Below are 19,120 nucleotides of genomic sequence, written 5' to 3' on the forward strand. Positions count from 1 at the left end.
CCGTACTCAGAGCCGGCCCTCCGGCACAGCCCCACGGGTCACAACGGCCACGCCGGCGCGCATGAGGTTATCCACAGCGGTTGACACCGTACGGCGCTCGACCGACCATTGTTGCGAATGGACCGAACGATCGGTCGGTCGGGAGCGAGAGGTCGAGGGGGACCGCATGGCGACAGCATCAGCGCACCACACGGCCCGCACACAAGCGGACGAAGCCGCCGACGAGGCGGCGCGCACAGCGGCGTACGAGGTCGTCTTCGACGCCGCGGTGGCGGCCGACGAACGCATCGAGCCCCGCGACTGGATGCCCGACGCCTACCGCTCCACCCTGGTCCGCCAGATCGCGCAGCACGCCCACTCCGAGATCATCGGCATGCAGCCGGAGGCCAACTGGATCACGCGCGCGCCCTCGCTGCGCCGCAAGGCGATCCTGATGGCGAAGGTCCAGGACGAGGCAGGACACGGGCTGTATCTGTACAGCGCGGCCGAGACACTCGGCGTCGGCCGCGACGAACTGCTGGACAAGCTGCACTCCGGCCGCCAGAAGTACTCGTCGATCTTCAACTACCCGACGCTGACCTGGGCGGACGTCGGCGCCATCGGCTGGCTCGTGGACGGCGCGGCGATCACCAACCAGGTCCCCCTGTGCCGCTGCTCGTACGGCCCGTACGCGCGCGCCATGGTCCGCGTGTGCAAGGAGGAGTCCTTCCACCAGCGCCAGGGGTACGAACTGCTGCTGGCCCTGAGCCAGGGCACCCCCGAGCAGCACGCGATGGCGCAGGACGCGGTCGACCGCTGGTGGTGGCCCTCCCTGATGATGTTCGGCCCGCCCGACGACGAGTCCTCGCACTCCGCCCAGTCGATGGCGTGGAAGATCAAGCGCCATTCGAACGACGAGCTGCGCCAGCGCTTCGTCGACATTGCCGTCCCCCAGGCCGAGTCCCTCGGCCTGACCCTGCCCGACCCCGACCTCGTGTGGAACGAGGAGCGGGGGCACCACGACTTCGGCGCCATCGACTGGACGGAGTTCTGGGAGGTCCTCAAGGGCAACGGCCCGTGCAACGACCAGCGGATCACCCAGCGCCGACGAGCCCACGAGGAGGGCGCGTGGGTACGGGAGGCGGCCGCGGCGTACGCCGACAAGCACACGAGCGGGACCGGCGGCTCCGCGAGCACGACCGGCGAGACAGGAGCGACCCGAGCATGACGAACACCGACTGGCCGCTGTGGGAGGTCTTCGTGCGCTCGCGCCGCGGGCTCTCGCACACCCACGCCGGCAGCCTGCACGCCCCGGACGCCGAACTGGCGCTGCGCAACGCCCGCGATCTGTACACGCGCCGCGGCGAGGGCGTCTCGATCTGGGTCGTCCCGTCCGCCTCCGTCACGGCCTCCTCGCCCGACGAGAAGGACCCCTTCTTCGAGCCGTCCGCCGACAAGCCCTACCGGCACCCGACCTTCTACGAGATCCCGGAAGGGGTGAAGCACCTGTGACGCTCACCGTGAACACCGCGGCCGCCCTGGCCCTCGGCGACGACGCCCTGGTGCTCTCGCACCGGCTGGGGGAGTGGGCCGGCCACGCGCCCGTCCTCGAAGAGGAGGTCGCCCTGGCCAACATCGCCCTGGACCTGCTCGGCCAGGCCCGGGTGCTGCTGTCCATGGCCGGTGACGAGGACGAGGTGGCCTATCTCCGCGAGGAGCGCGCCTTCCGCAACCTCCAGCTCGTCGAGCAGCCGAACGGCGACTTCGCGCACACCATCGCCCGGCAGCTCTACTTCTCGACCTACCAGCGGCTTCTCTACGCACAACTGGCATCCGGGGAGAGCGAGTTCGCTCCCCTGGCCGCCAAGGCCGTCAAAGAGGTCGCCTACCACCAGGACCACGCCGAGCAGTGGACCCTGCGCCTCGGCGACGGCACGGACGAGAGTCACGAGCGGATGAGCCGGGCGTGCCAGGCGCTGTGGCGCTTCACCGGCGAGATGTTCCAGCCGCTCGACGGCGTCGACATCGACCGGGACGGGCTCCGGGCCGCCTGGCTGGAGTCCGTGGGAGGCATCCTGCGCCGGGCCACGCTGACGGTCCCCGAAGGCCCGCAGACCGGGGCCTGGACGGCCGGCGCCGGACGCCAGGGCCTGCACACCGAGTCCTTCGGGCGGATGCTCGCCGAGATGCAGCACCTGCACCGCAGCCACCCGGGGGCGTCATGGTGACGACCACCGCCCTGGAGGAGGAACTGCGCAGGCTGGCCGGCTCCGTGCTCGACCCCGAACTGCCCGTTCTCACCCTGGACGACCTCGGTGTCCTGCGCGCCGTCCACATCCGCGGCACGGACAGCGTCGAGGTCGAGCTGACCCCGACCTACACCGGCTGCCCGGCCGTCGAGGCCATGTCCATGGACATCGAGCGGGTGCTCCACGAGCACGGCATACGCGAGGTCTCCGTGCGTACGGTGCTCAGCCCCGCCTGGTCGACCGACGACATCTCGGACGAAGGCCGCCGCAAACTGCGGGAGTTCGGGATAGCACCGCCACGCGGCGGCCGTCCCGCCGGTCCGGTGGCCCTCGACCTGGGACCGACCCGGACGGCCGGCGCGGAACCGGAGCCGGAGCCCGTCCGCTGCCCGGCCTGCGGATCGGCCGACACCGAACTGCTCAGCCGCTTCTCCTCCACCGCGTGCAAGGCGCTGCGCCGCTGTCTGTCCTGCCGCGAACCGTTCGACCACTTCAAGGAGCTGTGATGGCCCGCTTCCACCCGCTCACGGTGGCCGCGGTCGACCGGATCACCGACGACTCCGTGGCCCTGACCTTCGCGGTGCCCGCGGAACTGCGCGAGGACTACCGGCATGCCGCCGGCCAGCATCTGGCACTGCGCCGCACGGTCGACGGCACGGAGATCCGCCGCACGTACTCCATCTGCTCGACGGCCCCCTCTCCCGACGGCGAGGCGCCGCGCACCCTGAAGGTCGGAGTGCGCCTGGTCGACGGAGGCGCGTTCTCGACGTACGCGCTCAAGGAGATCACCGTCGGCGACGAGGTGGAGGTGATGATCCCGGCGGGACGCTTCACCCTGGAACCCACGCCCGGCCTGTACGCGGCGGTGGTGGGCGGCAGCGGCATCACCCCGGTGCTGTCGATCGCCTCGACCCTGCTGGCGCGGGAGCCGGACGCGAGCTTCTGCCTGATCCGCAGCGACCGTACGTCGGCCTCGACGATGTTCCTGGAGGAGGTCGCCGACCTCAAGGACCGCTATCCGCAGCGGTTCCAGCTGGTGACGGTCCTCTCCCGGGAGGAGCAGCAGGCCGGGCTGCCGTCCGGCCGGCTCGACCAGGAGCGGCTGGCCGGGCTGCTTCCGGCGCTGCTGCCCGTGGACGGGGTGGCGGGATGGTTCCTGTGCGGGCCGATGGGGCTCGTCCAGGGCGCCGAGCGGGCGCTGCGCGGGCTCGGGGTGTCCCGGACGCGCATCCACGAGGAGATCTTCCACGTGGACGCCGGCACCACGGCTCCTTCCGCCGTACCGGCACCCGTGCACAGCACGGTCACCGCACGGCTCGACGGACGCGGCGGCACCTGGCCCGTCCAGGACGGCGAGTCGCTGCTGGACGCGGTCCTGCGCAACCGGCCGGACGCGCCCTATGCCTGCAAGGGCGGCGTGTGCGGCACCTGCCGGGCGTTCCTCGTCTCGGGCGAGGTGCGGATGGACCGCAACTTCGCGCTCGAACCGGAGGAGACGGAAGCCGGGTACGTACTGGCCTGCCAGTCCCATCCCGCCACGGAGAAGGTCGAGTTGGACTTCGACCGCTGAGAAGGAGTGGCCGATCGTCGGCCGTTCCCTTCTCGTAGAACCTGTTCTATCTTGACGCACCGTCAGATCAGGCTTTCCGTCTGGTCATTGGTCCGGTGCGTGCGCGGGAGGACGGGATCGTGGACTTCACCTTCACCGAGGAGCAGCAGGCGGCGGCCGAGGCGGCGCAGGGGGTGTTCGCCGGGGTCTCCCCCGACGGGGTGCCCAGTCCCGCGCTCACCGCGGGCGCCGTCGCCGAGGACTTCGACCGGCCCCTGTGGGCGAGGCTCGCCGACGCGGACCTGCTGAGCCTGCTGCTCGACGAGGAGGCCGGCGGGGCGGGCCTCGACGCGATCGCGCTCTGCCTGGTGCTGCGGGAGTCGGCGAAGGTGCTGGCACGGGTACCACTGCTGGAGAACAGCGCGGCGGCGGCGGCCGTACGACGCTACGGCGGCGAAGAGTTGAGGGCGGAACTGCTGGCGCGGGCCGGCCGGGGCGAACTCGTGCTGACCGTCGCCGCCAACGGCAGGACCGGTCACGACCCGGCCGAACGCGCCGTGACCGCACGGCGGGACGGTGCGGGGTGGGTTCTGGACGGTGTGCAGACGGCGGTCCCCTGGGCCTGCGACGCCGACTTCGTCGTCGTGCCCGCGCATACGGAAACCGACCGGACCGTCCTCGCACTGGTTCCCCGCGACCACGAAGGCACCCTTCTCGCCGAGCAGATCTCCACGACCGGTGAACGGCTCGGCGAGTTGCGGTTGCGGTCCGCGCGGATCGCCGCCGGGGATGTCATCGACGCGCCGGGGGCCTGGGAGTGGCTGCGCGACCTGCTGGCCACCGGCACCTGCGCGCTGGCCCTCGGGCTCGGAGAGGAGGTGCTCCGGATGACGAGCGCGTACACGAGCAAGCGGGAGCAGTTCGGGTTCCCCGTCGCCACGTTCCAGGCGGTCGCCGTCCAGGCCGCCGACCGCTACATCGACCTGCGCGCGATGGAGGCGACGCTCTGGCAGGCCGCGTGGCGGATCAGCACGGGCGCCGACGGCGCGCTCCCGGCCGGCGGTGATGTGGCCGTCGCCAAGATCTGGGCGTCCGAAGGGGTACGCCGGGTCGTGCAGACCGCGCAGCATCTGCACGGGGGATTCGGCGCCGACACCGAGTACGCGCTGCACCGGTACCACGCCTGGGCCAAGCAACTGGAACTGTCGCTCGGCCCGGCGGCGGCACACGAGGAAGCCCTGGGAGACCTGCTGGCAGCGCATTCCCTCGGCTGACAGGACCCACCTCCAGGCATTCCCCCGGGGTGGGCAGGCCGGGCCAGCAGAGACTCCCCCTGCATTCCCCCGGGATGGGCGGGCCCGGACCGCAGGCATTCCCCGGCATTCCCCGGGTGTGCGGACCCTGGCTACAGGACGAAGCCGGGCTCGCCCTTGCCGTTCACGACCGGGCGGCCGGCGGCCTCCCAGATCTGCATGCCGCCCTCGACGTTCGCGGCGTCGATGCCCTGTTGGACCAGATACATGGTGACCTGGGCCGAACGGCCGCCGGAGCGGCAGATCACGTTGACCCGGCCGTCCTGCGGGGCCGCCTCGGTCAGCTCGCCGAACCGGGCGACGAAGTCGCTCATGGGGATGTGCAGTGCCCCCTGGGCGTGGCCCGCCTCCCACTCGTCGTCCTCCCGGACGTCCAGCAGGAAGTCGTCGACCGCGAGATTGTCGACCCCGACCGTGGGCACACCAGCTCCGAAACTCATGCCTCCGACGCTACCCGACCGCGCCGATGAAGCTCAGGGAGCCTGGGCGATCAGCGTCTCCAGCTCGTGCTCGCGCTCGCCGACCTGCGTCAGCAGTTGTTCGGCGATCTCCTCCAGCAGGCGGTCCGGGTCTTCCGGGGCCATCTTGAGCATGGCGCCGATGGCGCTCTCCTCCAGCTCGCGCGCGACGAGGGTGAGCATCTCCTTGCGCTGGGAGAGCCATTCGAGCCGGGCGTAGAGCTCCTCGCTGCGGCTCGGCTTCCATTCCTCGGGCGCGGGACCGGCGGCCCACTCCGCGGCCAGCTCCCGCAGCAACGCCTCGTCGCCCCTGGCGTACGCGGTGTTCACGCGGGCGATGAACTCGTCACGCCGCTTGCGCTCGTCGTCGTCCTGCGCGAGATCCGGGTGGGCCTTGCGGACCAGCTCGCGGAAGAGCTTGCGGGCCTCCTCGCTCGGACGCACACGCTGCGGAGGCCGCACGGGCTGGTCCGTGAGCATGGCCACAGCCTCGGGAAACAGTCCGTCCGAGTCCATCCAGCCGTGGAACAGCTCCTCGACACCGGGCATGGGCATGACCCGCGCCCGTGCCTCGTGCGCCTTGAATATGTCCTCCGGGTCACCCGTGAGCGCGGCACGCGCCTCGGCGATCTGGGCATCCAGTTCGTCGAGCCGGGAGTACATGGGACCGAGCTTCTGGTGATGCAGTCGGGAGAAGTTGTCGACCTCGACACGGAAGGTCTCCACGGCGATCTCGAACTCGATCAACGCCTGCTCGGCCGCTCGCACGGCCCGCTCCAGGCGCGCCTCGGGCCGGTCGTCCGCACCCTGAGCCGGGCTCTGGCCCGCAGCGGCCCGAGCCTCGGGCCGCCCCTCGCCCTGCTCCTGCCCCTCCGTCGGGGAGGCGGACGGCGAGCCGGACCCAGTGCCCGAAGGGATGTCCGCGCCCTCCGCGTCCGTGATGCGGCCGTCGTCGCCCGGGGCGGCGTGGGGAGTCTGGCCTTCCGGGGCACCGGCGTGTTCCCGGCCCCCCTCGAAGGCGGGCTCGGACTGGCTCTGATCGGCTTCCGGGGTCGTCACCCGACCAGCGTAGGCCACACTTCCCCGGGGCTCACTGCCTTCCCCGCCCCTACAGCCACCTGACCGGCCACAACGACCCCAATGACCCCAACCACCCCGATCATCCCGACCTCCGGAACCGGCAGCGACAGCGGCACCGGCCGACTTCGGCAGCGGCGGACAGCGGCGGTGGGCGGCAGCCGCCGCCAGCGGGGGCTGCCGCGGCCGGCACCGGCAGCGGCTCTCCGCCGTCACACCCCCGGTTCAGAAGCGATCCGTCCGCTTCGGACCGCCGCCGTCAGGGCCGCGTGGTCCGCCTCCGTACGGTCCGCGTAGGCGACGGCGAAGGAGGCGACGGCCTCGTCCAGCTCCTCGTTCTTGCCGCAGTACCCGGCTATCAGGCGCGGGTCCGCGCTGTGGCTGTGGGCGCGCGCCAGCAGGGCGCCGGTCATGCGGCCGTAGTCGTCGACGTGGTCGGCGGCCAGAGCTGCGGGGTCGACGCTGCCCTTGCGGTTGCGGAACTGGCGGACCTGGTAGGGGAGACCGTCGACCGAGGTCCAGCCGAGAAGGATGTCGCTGACCACCTGCATGCGCTTCTGGCCGAGGACGACACGGCGCCCCTCGTGGGCCACCTCCGGCATCGGATGACCGATGGTCGCCAGGTGCGGGAGCAGCGCCGAGGCACGGGCCTCCTTGACCTGGAGGACCAGGGCTTCGCCGCGGTGGTCCAGGAGCAGCACGACATACGAGCGGGTGCCGACGCTGCCGGTGCCGACGACGCGGAAGGCCACGTCGTGCACCGCGTAGCGGGCGAGCAGGGGGAGGCGGTCCTCGGAGACCGTCGTCAGATAGTGCTCCAGGGACGCCGCGACCGCGGCCGCCTCCGCGTCGGGAACGCGGCGCAGCACGGGTGCCGCGTCGACGAAGCGACGGCCACCGCCGTCCACGGCCTCGGTCGACCTGGCGGCGAACCGTCCACTGGTGTTGGCCCGCGCCTTCTCGGAGACCCGCTCCAGTGTGCCGAGCAGGTCATGGGCGTCGGTGTGCGAGACGAGTTCCTCGTCCGCGATGGCGTTCCAGGCGTCCAGCACCGGCAGTCTGGCCAGCAGGCGCATGGTGCGGCGGTACGCGCCCACACAGCCGCGCGCGGCATCGCGGCAGGTGTCCTCGTCGGCGCCGGCCTCCCGGCCCGCGAGCACGAGCGAGGTGGCGAGCCGTTTGAGGTCCCACTCCCAGGGACCGTGCACCGTCTCGTCGAAGTCGTTCAGATCGATGACCAGGCCGCCGCGCGCGTCCCCGTACAGGCCGAAGTTCGCCGCGTGGGCGTCGCCGCAGATCTGGGCGCCGATGCCGGTCATCGGCGTGCGGGCGAGGTCGTACGCCATGAGACCGGCGCTGCCGCGCAGGAACGCGAAGGGGGTGGCCGCCATCCTGCCGACCCGGATCGGGGTGAGCTCGGGGATCCGGCCCCGGTTGGACTCCTCGACCGCGGTCACGGCATCCGGCCGGTCGGCGTCCACCAGCAGCTCGGCGTGCGCCGCGCGCGGGACCCGACCGCGCAGGGCCTTCCCCTCTTCCTTGGGCAGGTCCTTCACCGGCCAGGCGGCGAACCCCGGAACCGCGAAGCCCCGCACCCCGAACGCCTCGGCCGTCTGCCCGCCCCCGGGCGACGGCCGCCGCCCGGGCTCCGGAACGGACGCGCTCCCGCCCTGCCCGCCACCGCTGTCCTGACGCACCGGACCGGCCTGCTCGACCAGCCCGGCCCTTCCCGCCTGCGCCGTCTGCCGCTCCGCCCCCGCTGTACCGACTTCGGCCATCACGACCGCCTCCCCCGCGCACGAACATCAACTCGTGCTGACCGTACAGCCGGCCGGGAAAACGCGTCAGACCCTGTGGACAACTCCACCGGCACCCGGGAAGGCGGCCGCGCACACCGTTCGGCGGCGTCGCACCGGCGGCACCACGAACGTCCCGAGCGCGTCAGCGGCAGGGCAGGCGGGTCCGGCACAGCAAGGCACTCGGCGCAGCAAGCGGCTCGGTCACGTCAGCGGCGCCAAGACCGGCTCAAGCGCGACGACTCAGTACTTCAGCGGCGCGAAGACCGGCTCAGGCACGTCGCGTCACAGCCCGGTCCGCTGCCGCGGCCGCTCCTGGCAGGGCCCGCTCTCCGGCAGGTACCTCTCCGCCCAGGACCCCAGCTCCTTGAGGGCCGGTTCCAGCGCCGCGCCCGCCTCCGTCAGGGCGTAGCAAACACGCAGCGGTGGGCCCTCGTCGACGTTGCGCACGACCAGGCCGGCCGCGCCGAGTTCGGTGAGCCGGTCCGAGAGCATCCGCTCGCTGATGCCGGGGATCGCTCTGCGCAGATCGGCGAAGTGAACGGGGTGCGGCATCAGGACCGCGACGACGAGACCCGTCCATCGTTTTCCGAGCAGCGTGAAGACACGGGTCATGCCGTCGTCGACCTTCTGACACGGCCCCGCGTCGCGGCTTCCTGGTACTGCCATGCGCCCAGGGTACTGCGTCCCCACAAGGGGATGAAAAAAAGTAAGTGACTGTGTTATCTCTAGTTAGGAACGAAAGAGAAGCCCACCGGGCGACTCGGCCTCCCTGCCACAGCCCTGCCCCGATCCGGTTCGCGACCCCCACCCGGAACCCGGCTCACCCGACCGCATACCCACCCCGTATATCCCTTTTACTTGGAGATCGTCATGGCCACCCTCCTCCACATCGACTCGTCCGCCTCCCCGAACGGCACCTCCGTCTCGCGCGCCGTCACGGACGCCTTCCGCGCGGCCTGGGAGGAACAGCACCCCGCCGGCACGGTCGTCCACCGCGACCTCGCCGCGCACCCTGTGCCGCACATCACGGCCGATGCCCACACCGCCGGCTTCGCCGCCCCGGAAACGCACACCCCCGGACAGGCCGAGGCCTTCGCCGCACGCCTGAAGCTGATCGAGGAGGTGGAGAACGCGGACGCGATCCTGATCGGCGCCCCCATGTACAACTTCTCCATCCCCTCGACCCTCAAGGCCTGGCTGGACAACGTCATCCTCATGGGGCGCACCGCCATGACGGAGGACGCGAAGGCCAAGGGCACCCCGGTCACCGTCGTCGCCAGCCGCGGCGGCTCGTACGCGCCGGGCACTCCGCGCGAGGGCTTCGAGTACGTGCAGAACTACCTGAAGGCCGTGCTGGGCGACATGCTCGCCCTCGACGTCGAATTCATCGTCCCGGAACTCACCATGGCCCCGCACAACCCGGCGATGTCCGACCTGGTCCCGCTCTTCGAGGCGTCCCGGAGCAAGGCCCTCGACGAGGCCGCCGCCCGGGCCAAGAAGGTCGCGGCGCGCGTCGCCGCCTGATCCCGGCACCCGGCAACCCCTCCGGGTCCTCCGGGGCCGCGAACGCCCGTTCACCGGTCGCCGCCCGCCGACCCCCCGCCGCCCGCGTGAGAGCATCGTCACACTTCACAGCGCCCCCGGGCGTCCGTGCGACCCGTGACGAGCGGCACCACCCGTCGCGCGACATCGCGCGCGGCGGGGAAGCGCGGCGGGGGCACCCCGGACAACGCGAAAGCCCCTCAGGTCGAGGACCTGAGGGGCTTTCAGCTGTGCGCGAGGGGGGAGTTGAACCCCCACGCCCTTTCGGGCACTGGAACCTGAATCCAGCGCGTCTGCCTATTCCGCCACCCGCGCATTGGGTGTGTCTTCCGTCTCCCGCTTTTGTTCCGCGGGCGCCTTCCGACATGCAGAAGATTAGCACGGTGCCAGGGGTGGAATCACATCCCTTTCCCCCGGCCCCCGCGCCCACGCACCGCCGCCCCCGCGCCCGGCCCTCCACGGCCCCACAGGCCCACTGCCCTTGCCCTGCCCGGCCTCCCGGCCCGAGCGGCTCCGCGTCCCGCGCCGGCCGCCTCCTCACCAGCGCCCCGGCACGCGTCACACGTTTCAGACAGAACCGGTTCACGTATCAACCTCGTACCGGTCCGGCGCATCTCCCCAGGAGTCGGACGGACCGCACAGTCAGGTGCGGGACACTGGTCGGGGAGCGCCTCTACGATCCATGGCAGAAGCAGTGCCGGGAAGAGTTCGAAGAGGGGCCTCTCAGGGAACTTCGGGAGGGGACTTCGGAAGGTGTCGACAACCCGTCGACCGTGCCGACAGGGGGAACCAGCCGATTTCCCGACGCGTGGATACGATCAGTAAGCAGTACCAGCAAGGCCGGGTAGGCCGGCTGGTCCAGCAGGGCCGGAAAGACGACAGCAAGCTGTACCAGGACGGCAACGACGGAGGAGGTGCCCCATGGGAGTCCTGAAGAAGTTCGAGCAGCGTCTCGAAGGTCTGGTCAACGGCACCTTCGCCAAGGTGTTCAAGTCCGAGGTCCAGCCCGTGGAGATCGCCGGAGCGCTCCAGCGCGAGTGCGACAACAACGCCACGATCTGGAACCGCGACCGGACCGTCGTCCCGAACGACTTCATCGTCGAACTGAGCACGCCCGACTTCGAGCGGCTCAGCCCCTACTCCGGCCAGCTCGGCGACGAGCTCGCCGGAATGGTCCGCGACTACGCCAAGCAGCAGCGCTACACCTTCATGGGCCCCATCAAGGTCCACCTGGAGAAGGCGGACGACCTCGACACCGGCCTGTACCGGGTCCGCAGCCGTACGCTCGCCTCCTCCGCCAATCAGCAGTCCCCCGAGCGGGCCCCCGCGGGCCCCGCCCCGGCGGGCCGCGGAGCCCAGGGTGGCTACGGCTACCCGCCCGCGGCCGCTCCCCCCATGCCGTCCGCGCCGCCGCCCGGCGGCCGTCCGGGCATGGCACCCACGGGTGCCCGGCCCCCGGCCGGCCCGGCGGCGGGTGGCCGTATGCGGCATTGGGTCGAGATCAATGGCGCACGCCATCAGATCTCCCGCCCGACGCTGGTGCTGGGCCGCAGCACCGAAGCCGACGTGCGGATCGACGACCCCGGCGTATCGCGCCGGCACTGTGAGATCCGGACCGGAACGCCCTCGACGATCCAGGATCTCGGGTCCACCAACGGCATCGTGGTGGACGGGCAGCACACAACCCGCGCTACGCTCCGCGACGGCTCGCGGATCGTCGTGGGCAGCACCACCATCATTTACCGGCAAGCCGAAGGGTGAAGCGGGGGCAATGTCAGAGCTGACCCTCACGGTCATGCGGCTGGGTTTCCTGGCCGTACTGTGGCTGTTCGTGATCGTGGCCGTGCAGGTCATCCGCAGCGACCTGTTCGGAACGCGCGTCACACAGCGCGGCTCCCGCAGGGAGGCTGCGAGGCCTCAGCAGGCCGCGCGGCAAGCCGCGCCTCCGCAGCAGCGCCAGCAGCAGGCGCCCGCCGCCGGCGGCGGGCGGCAGCGTCGCGGCGCACCATCCAAGCTGGTCGTCTCGGAGGGCACCCTCACGGGCACCACCGTCGCGCTTCAGGGGCAGACCATCACCCTGGGCCGAGCGCACGACAGCACCATCGTGCTGGACGACGACTACGCGTCCAGCCGGCATGCCAGGATCTACCCCGACCGGGACGGCCAGTGGATCGTCGAGGACCTCGGCTCCACCAATGGCACGTATCTCGACCGGAACCGGCTGACGACCCCGACGCCCGTTCCGCTGGGCGCGCCGATCCGCATCGGCAAGACCGTCATCGAGCTGCGGAAGTAGTACGACAATGAGCGAGCGGAGCGAGCACGCAGCGGCGGTCCACACAAGGAACCCCGGCGCGCTCCCGACCGGAGGGTGGGCACCGTGCGGATGTACCCGGAGCCGACGGGCGAGGTGCGCATGAGTCTGTCACTGCGCTTCGCCGCCGGATCGCACAAAGGCATGATCCGCGAGGGCAACGAGGACTCGGGCTACGCCGGTCCCCGTCTGCTCGCGATCGCCGACGGGATGGGCGGCCAGGCCGCCGGTGAGGTCGCCAGCTCCGAGGTGATCTCCACCATCGTCGCGCTCGACGACGACGTACCCGGATCCGACATCCTCACCTCGCTCGGCACCGCAGTACAGCGTGCCAACGACCAGCTCCGGCTGATGGTCGAGGAGGACCCGCAGCTCGAGGGCATGGGCACCACGCTCACCGCCCTGCTGTGGACCGGCCAGCGGCTCGGTCTCGTCCACGTCGGCGACTCCCGCGCGTACCTGCTGCGGGACGGCGTGCTGACGCAGATCACCCAGGACCACACCTGGGTGCAGCGCCTCGTCGACGAGGGCCGCATCACCGAGGAGGAGGCCACCACCCACCCACAGCGCTCCCTGCTGATGCGCGCGCTGGGCAGTGGCGACCACGTCGAGCCCGACCTCTCGATCCGCGAGGTCCGCGCGGGCGACCGGTACCTGATCTGTTCCGACGGCCTCAGCGGTGTCGTCTCCCACCAGACGATGGAAGACACCCTCGCCAGCTACCAGGGCCCGCAGGAGACCGTGCAGGAGCTCATCCAGCTCGCGCTGCGCGGCGGCGGCCCCGACAACATCACCGTCATCGTGGCCGACGTCCTCGACATCGACTCCGGCGACACCCTCGCGGTACAGCTCTCCGACACCCCTGTGGTGGTCGGCGCCGTCGCCGAGAACCAGCTCCAGCTGCACGACAACGGCGCCATGCAGACGCCCGCCGGCCGTGCCTCCGGCCTCGGCCGGCCCGTGCCCGGACAGGGCGGCGGCGAGTTCGGCCCGCCCGGCAGCGGCGACACCACCGGCTACGTCTCCACGAGCAGTTTCGGCGACTACTCGGACGACGACTTCGTCAAGCCGCGCAGCGGACGCAGGTGGCTGAAGCGATCCTTCTACGTCGTCCTGACGCTCGCCGTCATCGGCGGCGGCCTGTACGGCGGCTACCGCTGGACGCAGACGCAGTACTACGTCGGCGCCCAGGACGAACACGTCGCCCTCTACCGCGGCATCAGCCAGGACCTGGCCTGGGTCTCGCTCTCGAAGGTGGCGAAGGACCACCCCGAGATCGAACTCAAGTACCTGCCGCCGTACCAGCAGAAGCAGGTCAAGGCGACCATCACCGAAGGCGGCCTCGCGGACGCGCAGGCGAAGATCGACGAACTCGCCGTGCAGGCCTCCGCCTGCCGCAAGGACGCGCAGCGCCGCGCCGCCGAGAGCCAGAACAGCGCGAAGCCCAGTTCGGGCAAGGCCGACGGAACCACGGGAACCACAAAGACCTCTCTGACGTCCAAGGCCACGTCCAGCCCGAGCCCGACCCCGTCGAGCTCGGCACCTTCGTCCTCCAAGTCCACGACCGCACCCACTCCCACACCCGGCCCCAGCCTCTCCACCGAGGAGCAGAAGCTGGTCTCGCTGTGCGGTAAGCAGTAAGAAGCCGTGAGGGGCCCTGTCACACGATGAGCAGTAGTACGAACACGCCGACACACCACACGTCCACGATCGGGTCGATCGGCGCACCCAGCCGACGCAACACCGAACTGGCCTTGCTGGTGTTCGCGGTCGTCATCCCGGTCTTCGCCTACGCCAACGTGGGCCTGGCCATCGACGGCAAGGTGCCCACCGGCCTGCTGAGCTACGGCCTGGGCCTCGGCCTGCTGGCCGGCGTCGCCCACCTCGCGGTGCGCAAGTTCGCTCCGTACGCGGACCCGCTGCTGCTCCCGCTGGCCACGCTCCTCAACGGGCTCGGCCTGGTGATCATCTGGCGGCTCGACCAGTCCAAACTGCTCCAGTCGATCAACCAGGCGGGCAACGCGGCACCACGCCAGCTGCTGTACACGGCGCTGGCCATCGCCCTGTTCGTCGCCGTGCTGTTCTTCCTGAAGGACCACCGCGTCCTGCAGCGCTACACCTACATCTCCATGGTGGGTGCCCTGGTCCTGCTGTTGCTCCCGCTGGTCCCGGGACTCGGTGCCAACATCTACGGCGCCAAGATCTGGATCTCGGTCGCCGGATTCTCCATCCAGCCCGGTGAGTTCGCGAAGATCGTCCTCGCGATCTTCTTCGCCGGCTACCTGATGGTGAAGCGCGACGCGCTCGCCCTGGCCAGCCGCCGCTTCATGGGCCTGTACCTGCCGCGCGGCCGCGACCTCGGCCCGATCCTCGTGGTCTGGTTCATCTCGATCCTGATCCTGGTCTTCGAGACCGACCTCGGTACGTCGCTGCTGTTCTTCGGAATGTTCGTCATCATGCTGTACGTCGCCACCGAGCGGACCAGCTGGATCGTCTTCGGTCTGCTGATGTCCGCGGGCGGCGCGGTCGGTGTGGCGACCTTCGAACCGCACATCCAGACGCGTGTCCAGGCCTGGCTCGACCCGATGCACGAGTACATGCTCAGCCAGTCCGGGGTCAAGGACGGCATCATCCACTCCGAGCAGGCCATGCAGGCGCTGTGGGCGTTCGGCTCCGGCGGCACCCTCGGCACCGGCCTCGGCCAGGGCCACTCCGAGCTCATCCGCTTCGCCGCCAACTCCGACTTCATCCTCGCCACGTTCGGCGAGGAACTGGGCCTCGCCGGAGTCATGGCGATCCTGGTGCTCTACGGCCTGATCGTCGAGCGCGGCATCCGCACGGCGCTCGCGGCCCGCGACCCGTTCGGCAAGCTCCTCGCCGTCGGCCTCTCCGGCGCCTTCGCCCTCCAGGTCTTCGTGGTCGCCGGTGGCGTCATGGGCCTGATCCCGCTGACCGGTATGACCATGCCGTTCCTGGCCTCCGGCGGTTCCTCCGTCATCGCCAACTGGGCGCTCGTCGGCGTACTGATCCGCATCAGCGACACCGCCCGGCGCCCGGCACCCGCACCCGCCCCCAGCCCCGACGCCGAGATGACCCAGGTGGTCCGCCCGTGAACAAGCCCCTGCGCCGGATCGCGATCTTCTGCGGGCTCCTCGTCCTCGCCCTGCTCCTCCGCGACAACTACATCCAGTACGTCCAGGCGGACAGCCTGCGCACCGACTCGCACAACCGCCGCGTCGCCATCGAGCGGTACGCCACCCCGCGCGGCAACATCATCGTCGACGGCAACCCGATCACCGGGGCCACCGAGACGAAGAAGAACGGCATCAACGACTTCGCCTACAAGCGCACCTACAAGGACGGCGCCATGTGGGCGCCGGTCACCGGGTACGCCTCGCAGGCCTTCGACGCCTCCCAGCTGGAGAAGCTGGACGACGGCATACTCACCGGCAACGACGACCGGCTCTTCTTCCGCAACACCCTCGACATGATCACGGGCAAGGGGAAGCAGGGCGGCAACGTCATCACCACCCTCAACGCCGCCGCGCAGAAGGCCGCCTACAAGGGCCTGCTGAGCCGGGGCAAGGGCGCCGTCGCCGCGATCAACCCGCAGACCGGCGCGATCCTGGCACTGGCCTCCACCCCGTCGTACGACCCCTCGGCCTTCGCCGGGAACACCAACACCGACGCGAAGGCCTGGAACAAGCTCCAGAAGAAGAACAACCCCGACGACCCGATGCTCAACCGGGCGCTGCGCGAGACCTACCCGCCCGGCTCCACCTTCAAGGTGGTCACCGCGGCGGCGGCCCTGGAGAACGGCCTGTACACGACGGCGGACCAGCACACCGACACCCCGCTGCCGTACATCCTGAAGGGCACCCGGACCGAGCTGAAGAACGAGGGGAACATCCCCTGCAAGGACGCGAGCATGCGGATCGCGCTCCGCTACTCCTGCAACACCGTCTTCGGCAAGATCGGCACCGACCTCGGCAAGGACAAGATGCTGGCGGAGGCCGAGAAGTTCGGCTTCGGCTCCGAGCAGCTCACCCCGGTGCGCTCCAACGCCTCCGTCTTCCCCAAGTCGATGGACCCGGCGCAGACCGCGCTCAGCTCCATCGGTCAGTTCGAGACCGCCGCGACCCCGCTGCAGATGGCCATGGTGGCCTCCGCCGTGGCCAACAACGGCACGCTCATGAAGCCCTACATGGTGGACAAGCTGCAGGCGCCCAGCCTGGACGTCATCCAGCAGACCGAGCCGGAGAAGCTGAGCCAGCCGCTCTCGGAGTCCAACGCCCAGATCCTTCAGTCGATGATGGAGACGGTCGTCAAGGAGGGCACGGGTACGAACGCGCGGATCCCCGACGTCACCGTCGGCGGCAAGACCGGTACCGCCCAGCACGGTGTCGCCAATAGTGAGAAGCCTTACGCGTGGTTCATCTCCTACGCCAAGCTCCCCGACGGCAGTTCCCCGGTCGCCGTGGCCGTGGTCGTGGAGGACGGCAGCGCCAACCGCGGCGACATCACCGGTGGCGGTCTGGCCGCCCCCATCGCGAGGGACGTGATGAAGGCAGTCATCGACAGCAAGAAGTGACCCCGATCACGTCCCCATCACATCGGTGCACGTTGCGATACCGGTCCTGTCACGGGTGACGCTCTAGGCCAGGTCACACAAGCCGATCCGGGTACGGTATGCCCGGACAGCACACCGCCGGACCACACAAAGGTGCGGTCGGGACCGACGGAGAGGGCTGGTAGGTAGCTATGGAAGAGCCGCGTCGCCTCGGCGGCCGGTACGAGCTGGGCCACGTGCTCGGCCGTGGTGGCATGGCGGAGGTATACCTCGCGCATGACACCCGGCTCGGCCGTACGGTGGCGGTGAAGACGCTGCGGGCCGACCTCGCACGCGACCCGTCGTTCCAGGCCCGGTTCCGCCGGGAGGCCCAGTCGGCCGCCTCGCTCAACCATCCCGCGATCGTCGCCGTCTACGACACGGGTGAGGACTACATCGACAACACCTCCATCCCGTACATCGTGATGGAGTACGTCGACGGGTCCACGCTGCGCGAGCTGCTGCACTCGGGACGCAGACTGCTGCCCGAGCGGTCGATGGAGATGACCATCGGCATCCTCCAGGCCCTGGAGTACTCGCACCGCGCCGGCATCGTCCACCGCGACATCAAGCCCGCCAACGTCATGCTGACGCGCAACGGCCAGGTCAAGGTCATGGACTTCGGCATCGCCCGCGCCATGGGCGACGCCGGCATGACGATGACGCAGACGGCCGCGGTCATCGGCACGGCCCAGTACCTCTCCCCCGAGCAGGCGAAGGGCGAGCAGGTCGACGCCCGCTCGGACCTCTACTCCACCGGCTGTCTGCTGTACGAGCTGCTGACCGTGCGCCCGCCCTTCGTGGGCGACTCCCCGGTGGCCGTCGCGTACCAGCACGTCCGCGAGGAGCCCCAGCCCCCGTCGGTCTTCGACCCCGAGATCACGCCCGAGATGGACGCGATCGTGCTGCGGGCCCTCGTCAAGGACCCGGACTACCGGTACCAGTCCGCCGACGAGATGCGCGCCGACATCGAGGCCTGCCTCGACGGCCAGCCCGTCGCCGCCAGCGCCGCCATGGGCTCGGTCGGCTACGGCTACGGCGACGACCAGCCGACGACGGCCCTGCGCTCCTCGGACGCCCAGGCCACGTCGATGCTGCCGCCCATGAACCCGGACGACGGCGGCTACGGCTACGACGACCGCCCGGACCGACGTCGGCAGAAGAAGAACAACACCTCGACGATCCTCCTGGTCGTCGCGGGTGTCCTGGTGCTCATCGGCGCGATCCTGATCGGGAAGTACGCGTTCTCGGGCAAGGGAACGGGCGGCGACTCGTTCAAGGTGCCCAACTTCGTGAGCCAGACGCTGCCGGACGCCAAGAAGATGGCGGAGAACCGCGAGCTGACACTCGCCCCCACACGCAAGGCGTGCGACAACGAGCCCAAGGGCAACATCTGCTCGCAGGAACCGCCCCTGGGCTCGACGGTGAACAAGGGCGACACGATCAACGTGGTCGTGTCCACCGGGGCGCCGAAGGTCTCCGTGCCGAGCGTCAAGGGCAAGACCCTGGACGAGGCCAAGCAGATCCTCGGGGACGACAAGTACGGGTTCACGGTCAAGACCAAGTACGAGGAGTCCGAGGAGGACCCGAACACGGTTCTGGAGCAGAACCCGAGCCTCGGTGACGAGGTGGAGAAGGGGTCGACCATCACCCTGACCATCTCCAAGGAGAAGAAGCAGTCCGTCGTCCCGGACGTCTCCAGGCAGAGCTGCGAAGCGGCAAAGGCGCAGATGGAGGCCAACAACCTCGTGGGCGAGTGCGTCGACACGGAGACCGACGACCAGAACCTGGTCGGCAAGGTCATCCAGACGACCCCGACGGCCAACACCCAGGCGGACCCCGGCTCCAAGGTGCAGATCCAGATCGGCAAGGCCAAGCAGCAGTCGACGGTGCCGAACGTCTTCGGCAGGACCGTGGCCGAGGCGAGGCAGATCCTGGGGCAGGCCGGCTTCAACAACGTCCAGATCGCCCAGGGCAGCGACGGAAGCGACGACGCCAAGGTGATCAGCCAGGACCCGGGTGCCAACAACCCGGTCGACAGCCCGGACAACACGACGGTCACGCTGACCACCGTGAAGTTCGGCAACAACAACGGTGGCAACAACGGTGGCGGCGGCCTCTTCGGCGGATGAGCCCCACCAAGGACCGTACTCGGGCAACCGAGGGAAAGGGCCCCGGCACTCTTGAGTGCCGGGGCCCTTTGCGTCGGTGCGAGACCGAGGGCTGCCGGT

General features: G+C 70.2%; 17 protein-coding genes and 1 tRNA gene. 13 read left to right on the top strand and 5 right to left on the bottom strand.

The genetic code is table 11. The features are described 5' to 3' along the window. The first annotated feature begins 166 nt into the window (after positions 1-166). From paaA to OG780_RS21025, 6 genes are all read left to right on the top strand, one after another. The gene (gene paaA, locus OG780_RS21000; protein ID WP_328450412.1) at positions 167-1,207 is read left to right on the top strand and encodes a 1,2-phenylacetyl-CoA epoxidase subunit PaaA; all 1,041 of its coding nucleotides are present in this window, start codon (positions 167-169) and stop codon (positions 1,205-1,207) included. Next, positions 1,204-1,491, top strand: a complete 288-nt coding sequence (paaB, locus tag OG780_RS21005; RefSeq protein ID WP_328450414.1) for a 1,2-phenylacetyl-CoA epoxidase subunit PaaB — start codon at positions 1,204-1,206, stop codon at positions 1,489-1,491. Before paaA ends, paaB begins: the two co-directional genes overlap by 4 nt. After that, the gene (gene paaC, locus OG780_RS21010) at positions 1,488-2,207 is read left to right on the top strand and encodes a 1,2-phenylacetyl-CoA epoxidase subunit PaaC (RefSeq protein WP_328450416.1); all 720 of its coding nucleotides are present in this window, start codon (positions 1,488-1,490) and stop codon (positions 2,205-2,207) included. The genes paaB and paaC overlap by 4 nt, the downstream gene beginning before the upstream one ends. Continuing rightward, entirely contained in the window at positions 2,201-2,734 is a 534-nt protein-coding gene (paaD, locus tag OG780_RS21015; protein WP_328450418.1) for a 1,2-phenylacetyl-CoA epoxidase subunit PaaD, read from the top strand. The genes paaC and paaD overlap by 7 nt, the downstream gene beginning before the upstream one ends. After that, positions 2,734-3,798 (top strand): 2Fe-2S iron-sulfur cluster-binding protein, encoded by a 1,065-nt coding sequence (locus OG780_RS21020; protein WP_328450420.1) that lies wholly within the window; start codon positions 2,734-2,736, stop codon positions 3,796-3,798. Before paaD ends, OG780_RS21020 begins: the two co-directional genes overlap by 1 nt. Positions 3,799-3,917: 119 nt before the next feature. After that, positions 3,918-5,051, top strand: a complete 1,134-nt coding sequence (locus tag OG780_RS21025; protein WP_328450422.1) for an acyl-CoA dehydrogenase family protein — start codon at positions 3,918-3,920, stop codon at positions 5,049-5,051. 131 nt (positions 5,052-5,182) lie between these two features. Here the strand turns inward: OG780_RS21025 and OG780_RS21030 are convergent, their stop codons facing one another. The 4 genes from OG780_RS21030 to OG780_RS21045 form a co-directional block, all read right to left on the bottom strand. Continuing rightward, complete coding sequence (locus OG780_RS21030) at positions 5,183-5,530, bottom strand: rhodanese-like domain-containing protein (protein WP_328450424.1); 348 nt, start codon at positions 5,528-5,530, stop codon at positions 5,183-5,185. Positions 5,531-5,563: 33 nt separating this feature from the next. Beyond that, positions 5,564-6,607: a hypothetical protein gene (locus tag OG780_RS21035; protein ID WP_328450426.1), complete on the bottom strand. Its 1,044-nt coding sequence runs from the start codon at positions 6,605-6,607 to the stop codon at positions 5,564-5,566. Positions 6,608-6,837: 230 nt separating this feature from the next. Next, entirely contained in the window at positions 6,838-8,403 is a 1,566-nt protein-coding gene (locus OG780_RS21040) for a DUF2252 domain-containing protein (protein ID WP_328450428.1), read from the bottom strand. 303 nt (positions 8,404-8,706) lie between these two features. Beyond that, positions 8,707-9,090: a winged helix-turn-helix transcriptional regulator gene (locus OG780_RS21045; protein ID WP_328450430.1), complete on the bottom strand. Its 384-nt coding sequence runs from the start codon at positions 9,088-9,090 to the stop codon at positions 8,707-8,709. A 204-nt stretch (positions 9,091-9,294) separates the two neighbouring features. Here OG780_RS21045 and OG780_RS21050 point away from each other — a divergent pair, with 204 nt between their 5' ends. Next, positions 9,295-9,948 (top strand): FMN-dependent NADH-azoreductase, encoded by a 654-nt coding sequence (locus OG780_RS21050; protein WP_328450432.1) that lies wholly within the window; start codon positions 9,295-9,297, stop codon positions 9,946-9,948. 249 nt (positions 9,949-10,197) lie between these two features. Here OG780_RS21050 and OG780_RS21055 read toward each other — a convergent pair. After that, positions 10,198-10,281: transfer RNA gene (locus OG780_RS21055), tRNA-Leu, on the bottom strand. Positions 10,282-10,887: 606 nt separating this feature from the next. Here OG780_RS21055 and OG780_RS21060 point away from each other — a divergent pair. From OG780_RS21060 to pknB, 6 genes are all read left to right on the top strand, one after another. Further along, complete coding sequence (locus OG780_RS21060; RefSeq protein ID WP_328450434.1) at positions 10,888-11,727, top strand: DUF3662 and FHA domain-containing protein; 840 nt, start codon at positions 10,888-10,890, stop codon at positions 11,725-11,727. Between the two features lie 10 nt (positions 11,728-11,737). Next, on the top strand, positions 11,738-12,262 hold the full coding sequence (locus tag OG780_RS21065; RefSeq protein WP_328450436.1) for an FHA domain-containing protein FhaB/FipA: 525 nt from the start codon (positions 11,738-11,740) through the stop codon (positions 12,260-12,262). Between the two features lie 120 nt (positions 12,263-12,382). Next, the gene (locus OG780_RS21070; protein WP_328450438.1) at positions 12,383-13,921 is read left to right on the top strand and encodes a Stp1/IreP family PP2C-type Ser/Thr phosphatase; all 1,539 of its coding nucleotides are present in this window, start codon (positions 12,383-12,385) and stop codon (positions 13,919-13,921) included. A 26-nt stretch (positions 13,922-13,947) separates the two neighbouring features. Then, positions 13,948-15,393 carry an FtsW/RodA/SpoVE family cell cycle protein gene (locus OG780_RS21075; RefSeq protein WP_328450440.1) on the top strand — a complete coding sequence of 482 codons (1,446 nt, stop codon included), beginning with the start codon at positions 13,948-13,950 and terminating at the stop codon, positions 15,391-15,393. Further along, the gene (locus OG780_RS21080) at positions 15,390-16,871 is read left to right on the top strand and encodes a peptidoglycan D,D-transpeptidase FtsI family protein (RefSeq protein WP_328450442.1); all 1,482 of its coding nucleotides are present in this window, start codon (positions 15,390-15,392) and stop codon (positions 16,869-16,871) included. The genes OG780_RS21075 and OG780_RS21080 overlap by 4 nt, the downstream gene beginning before the upstream one ends. Positions 16,872-17,041: 170 nt before the next feature. Beyond that, complete coding sequence (pknB, locus tag OG780_RS21085) at positions 17,042-19,021, top strand: Stk1 family PASTA domain-containing Ser/Thr kinase (protein ID WP_328450444.1); 1,980 nt, start codon at positions 17,042-17,044, stop codon at positions 19,019-19,021. Positions 19,022-19,120 lie beyond the last annotated feature (99 nt).

The sequence above is a fragment of the Streptomyces sp. NBC_00386 genome (assembly GCF_036063235.1).
Lineage (GTDB): Bacteria > Actinomycetota > Actinomycetes > Streptomycetales > Streptomycetaceae > Streptomyces.

Excerpts from the sequence above, each read along its gene's own strand:
- pknB (WP_328450444.1), top strand. The coding sequence starts at position 17,042 with ATGGAAGAGCCGCGTCGCCTCGGCGGCCGGTACGAGCTGGGCCACGTG.
- OG780_RS21030 (WP_328450424.1), bottom strand. The coding sequence starts at position 5,530 with ATGAGTTTCGGAGCTGGTGTGCCCACGGTCGGGGTCGACAATCTCGCG.
- OG780_RS21050 (WP_328450432.1), top strand. The coding sequence starts at position 9,295 with ATGGCCACCCTCCTCCACATCGACTCGTCCGCCTCCCCGAACGGCACC.
- OG780_RS21040 (WP_328450428.1), bottom strand. The coding sequence starts at position 8,403 with ATGGCCGAAGTCGGTACAGCGGGGGCGGAGCGGCAGACGGCGCAGGCG.
- OG780_RS21065 (WP_328450436.1), top strand. The coding sequence starts at position 11,738 with ATGTCAGAGCTGACCCTCACGGTCATGCGGCTGGGTTTCCTGGCCGTA.
- paaB (WP_328450414.1), top strand. The coding sequence starts at position 1,204 with ATGACGAACACCGACTGGCCGCTGTGGGAGGTCTTCGTGCGCTCGCGC.
- OG780_RS21075 (WP_328450440.1), top strand. The coding sequence starts at position 13,948 with ATGAGCAGTAGTACGAACACGCCGACACACCACACGTCCACGATCGGG.
- OG780_RS21020 (WP_328450420.1), top strand. The coding sequence starts at position 2,734 with ATGGCCCGCTTCCACCCGCTCACGGTGGCCGCGGTCGACCGGATCACC.
- OG780_RS21060 (WP_328450434.1), top strand. The coding sequence starts at position 10,888 with ATGGGAGTCCTGAAGAAGTTCGAGCAGCGTCTCGAAGGTCTGGTCAAC.
- paaA (WP_328450412.1), top strand. The coding sequence starts at position 167 with ATGGCGACAGCATCAGCGCACCACACGGCCCGCACACAAGCGGACGAA.
- paaD (WP_328450418.1), top strand. The coding sequence starts at position 2,201 with ATGGTGACGACCACCGCCCTGGAGGAGGAACTGCGCAGGCTGGCCGGC.
- OG780_RS21070 (WP_328450438.1), top strand. The coding sequence starts at position 12,383 with ATGAGTCTGTCACTGCGCTTCGCCGCCGGATCGCACAAAGGCATGATC.
- OG780_RS21045 (WP_328450430.1), bottom strand. The coding sequence starts at position 9,090 with ATGGCAGTACCAGGAAGCCGCGACGCGGGGCCGTGTCAGAAGGTCGAC.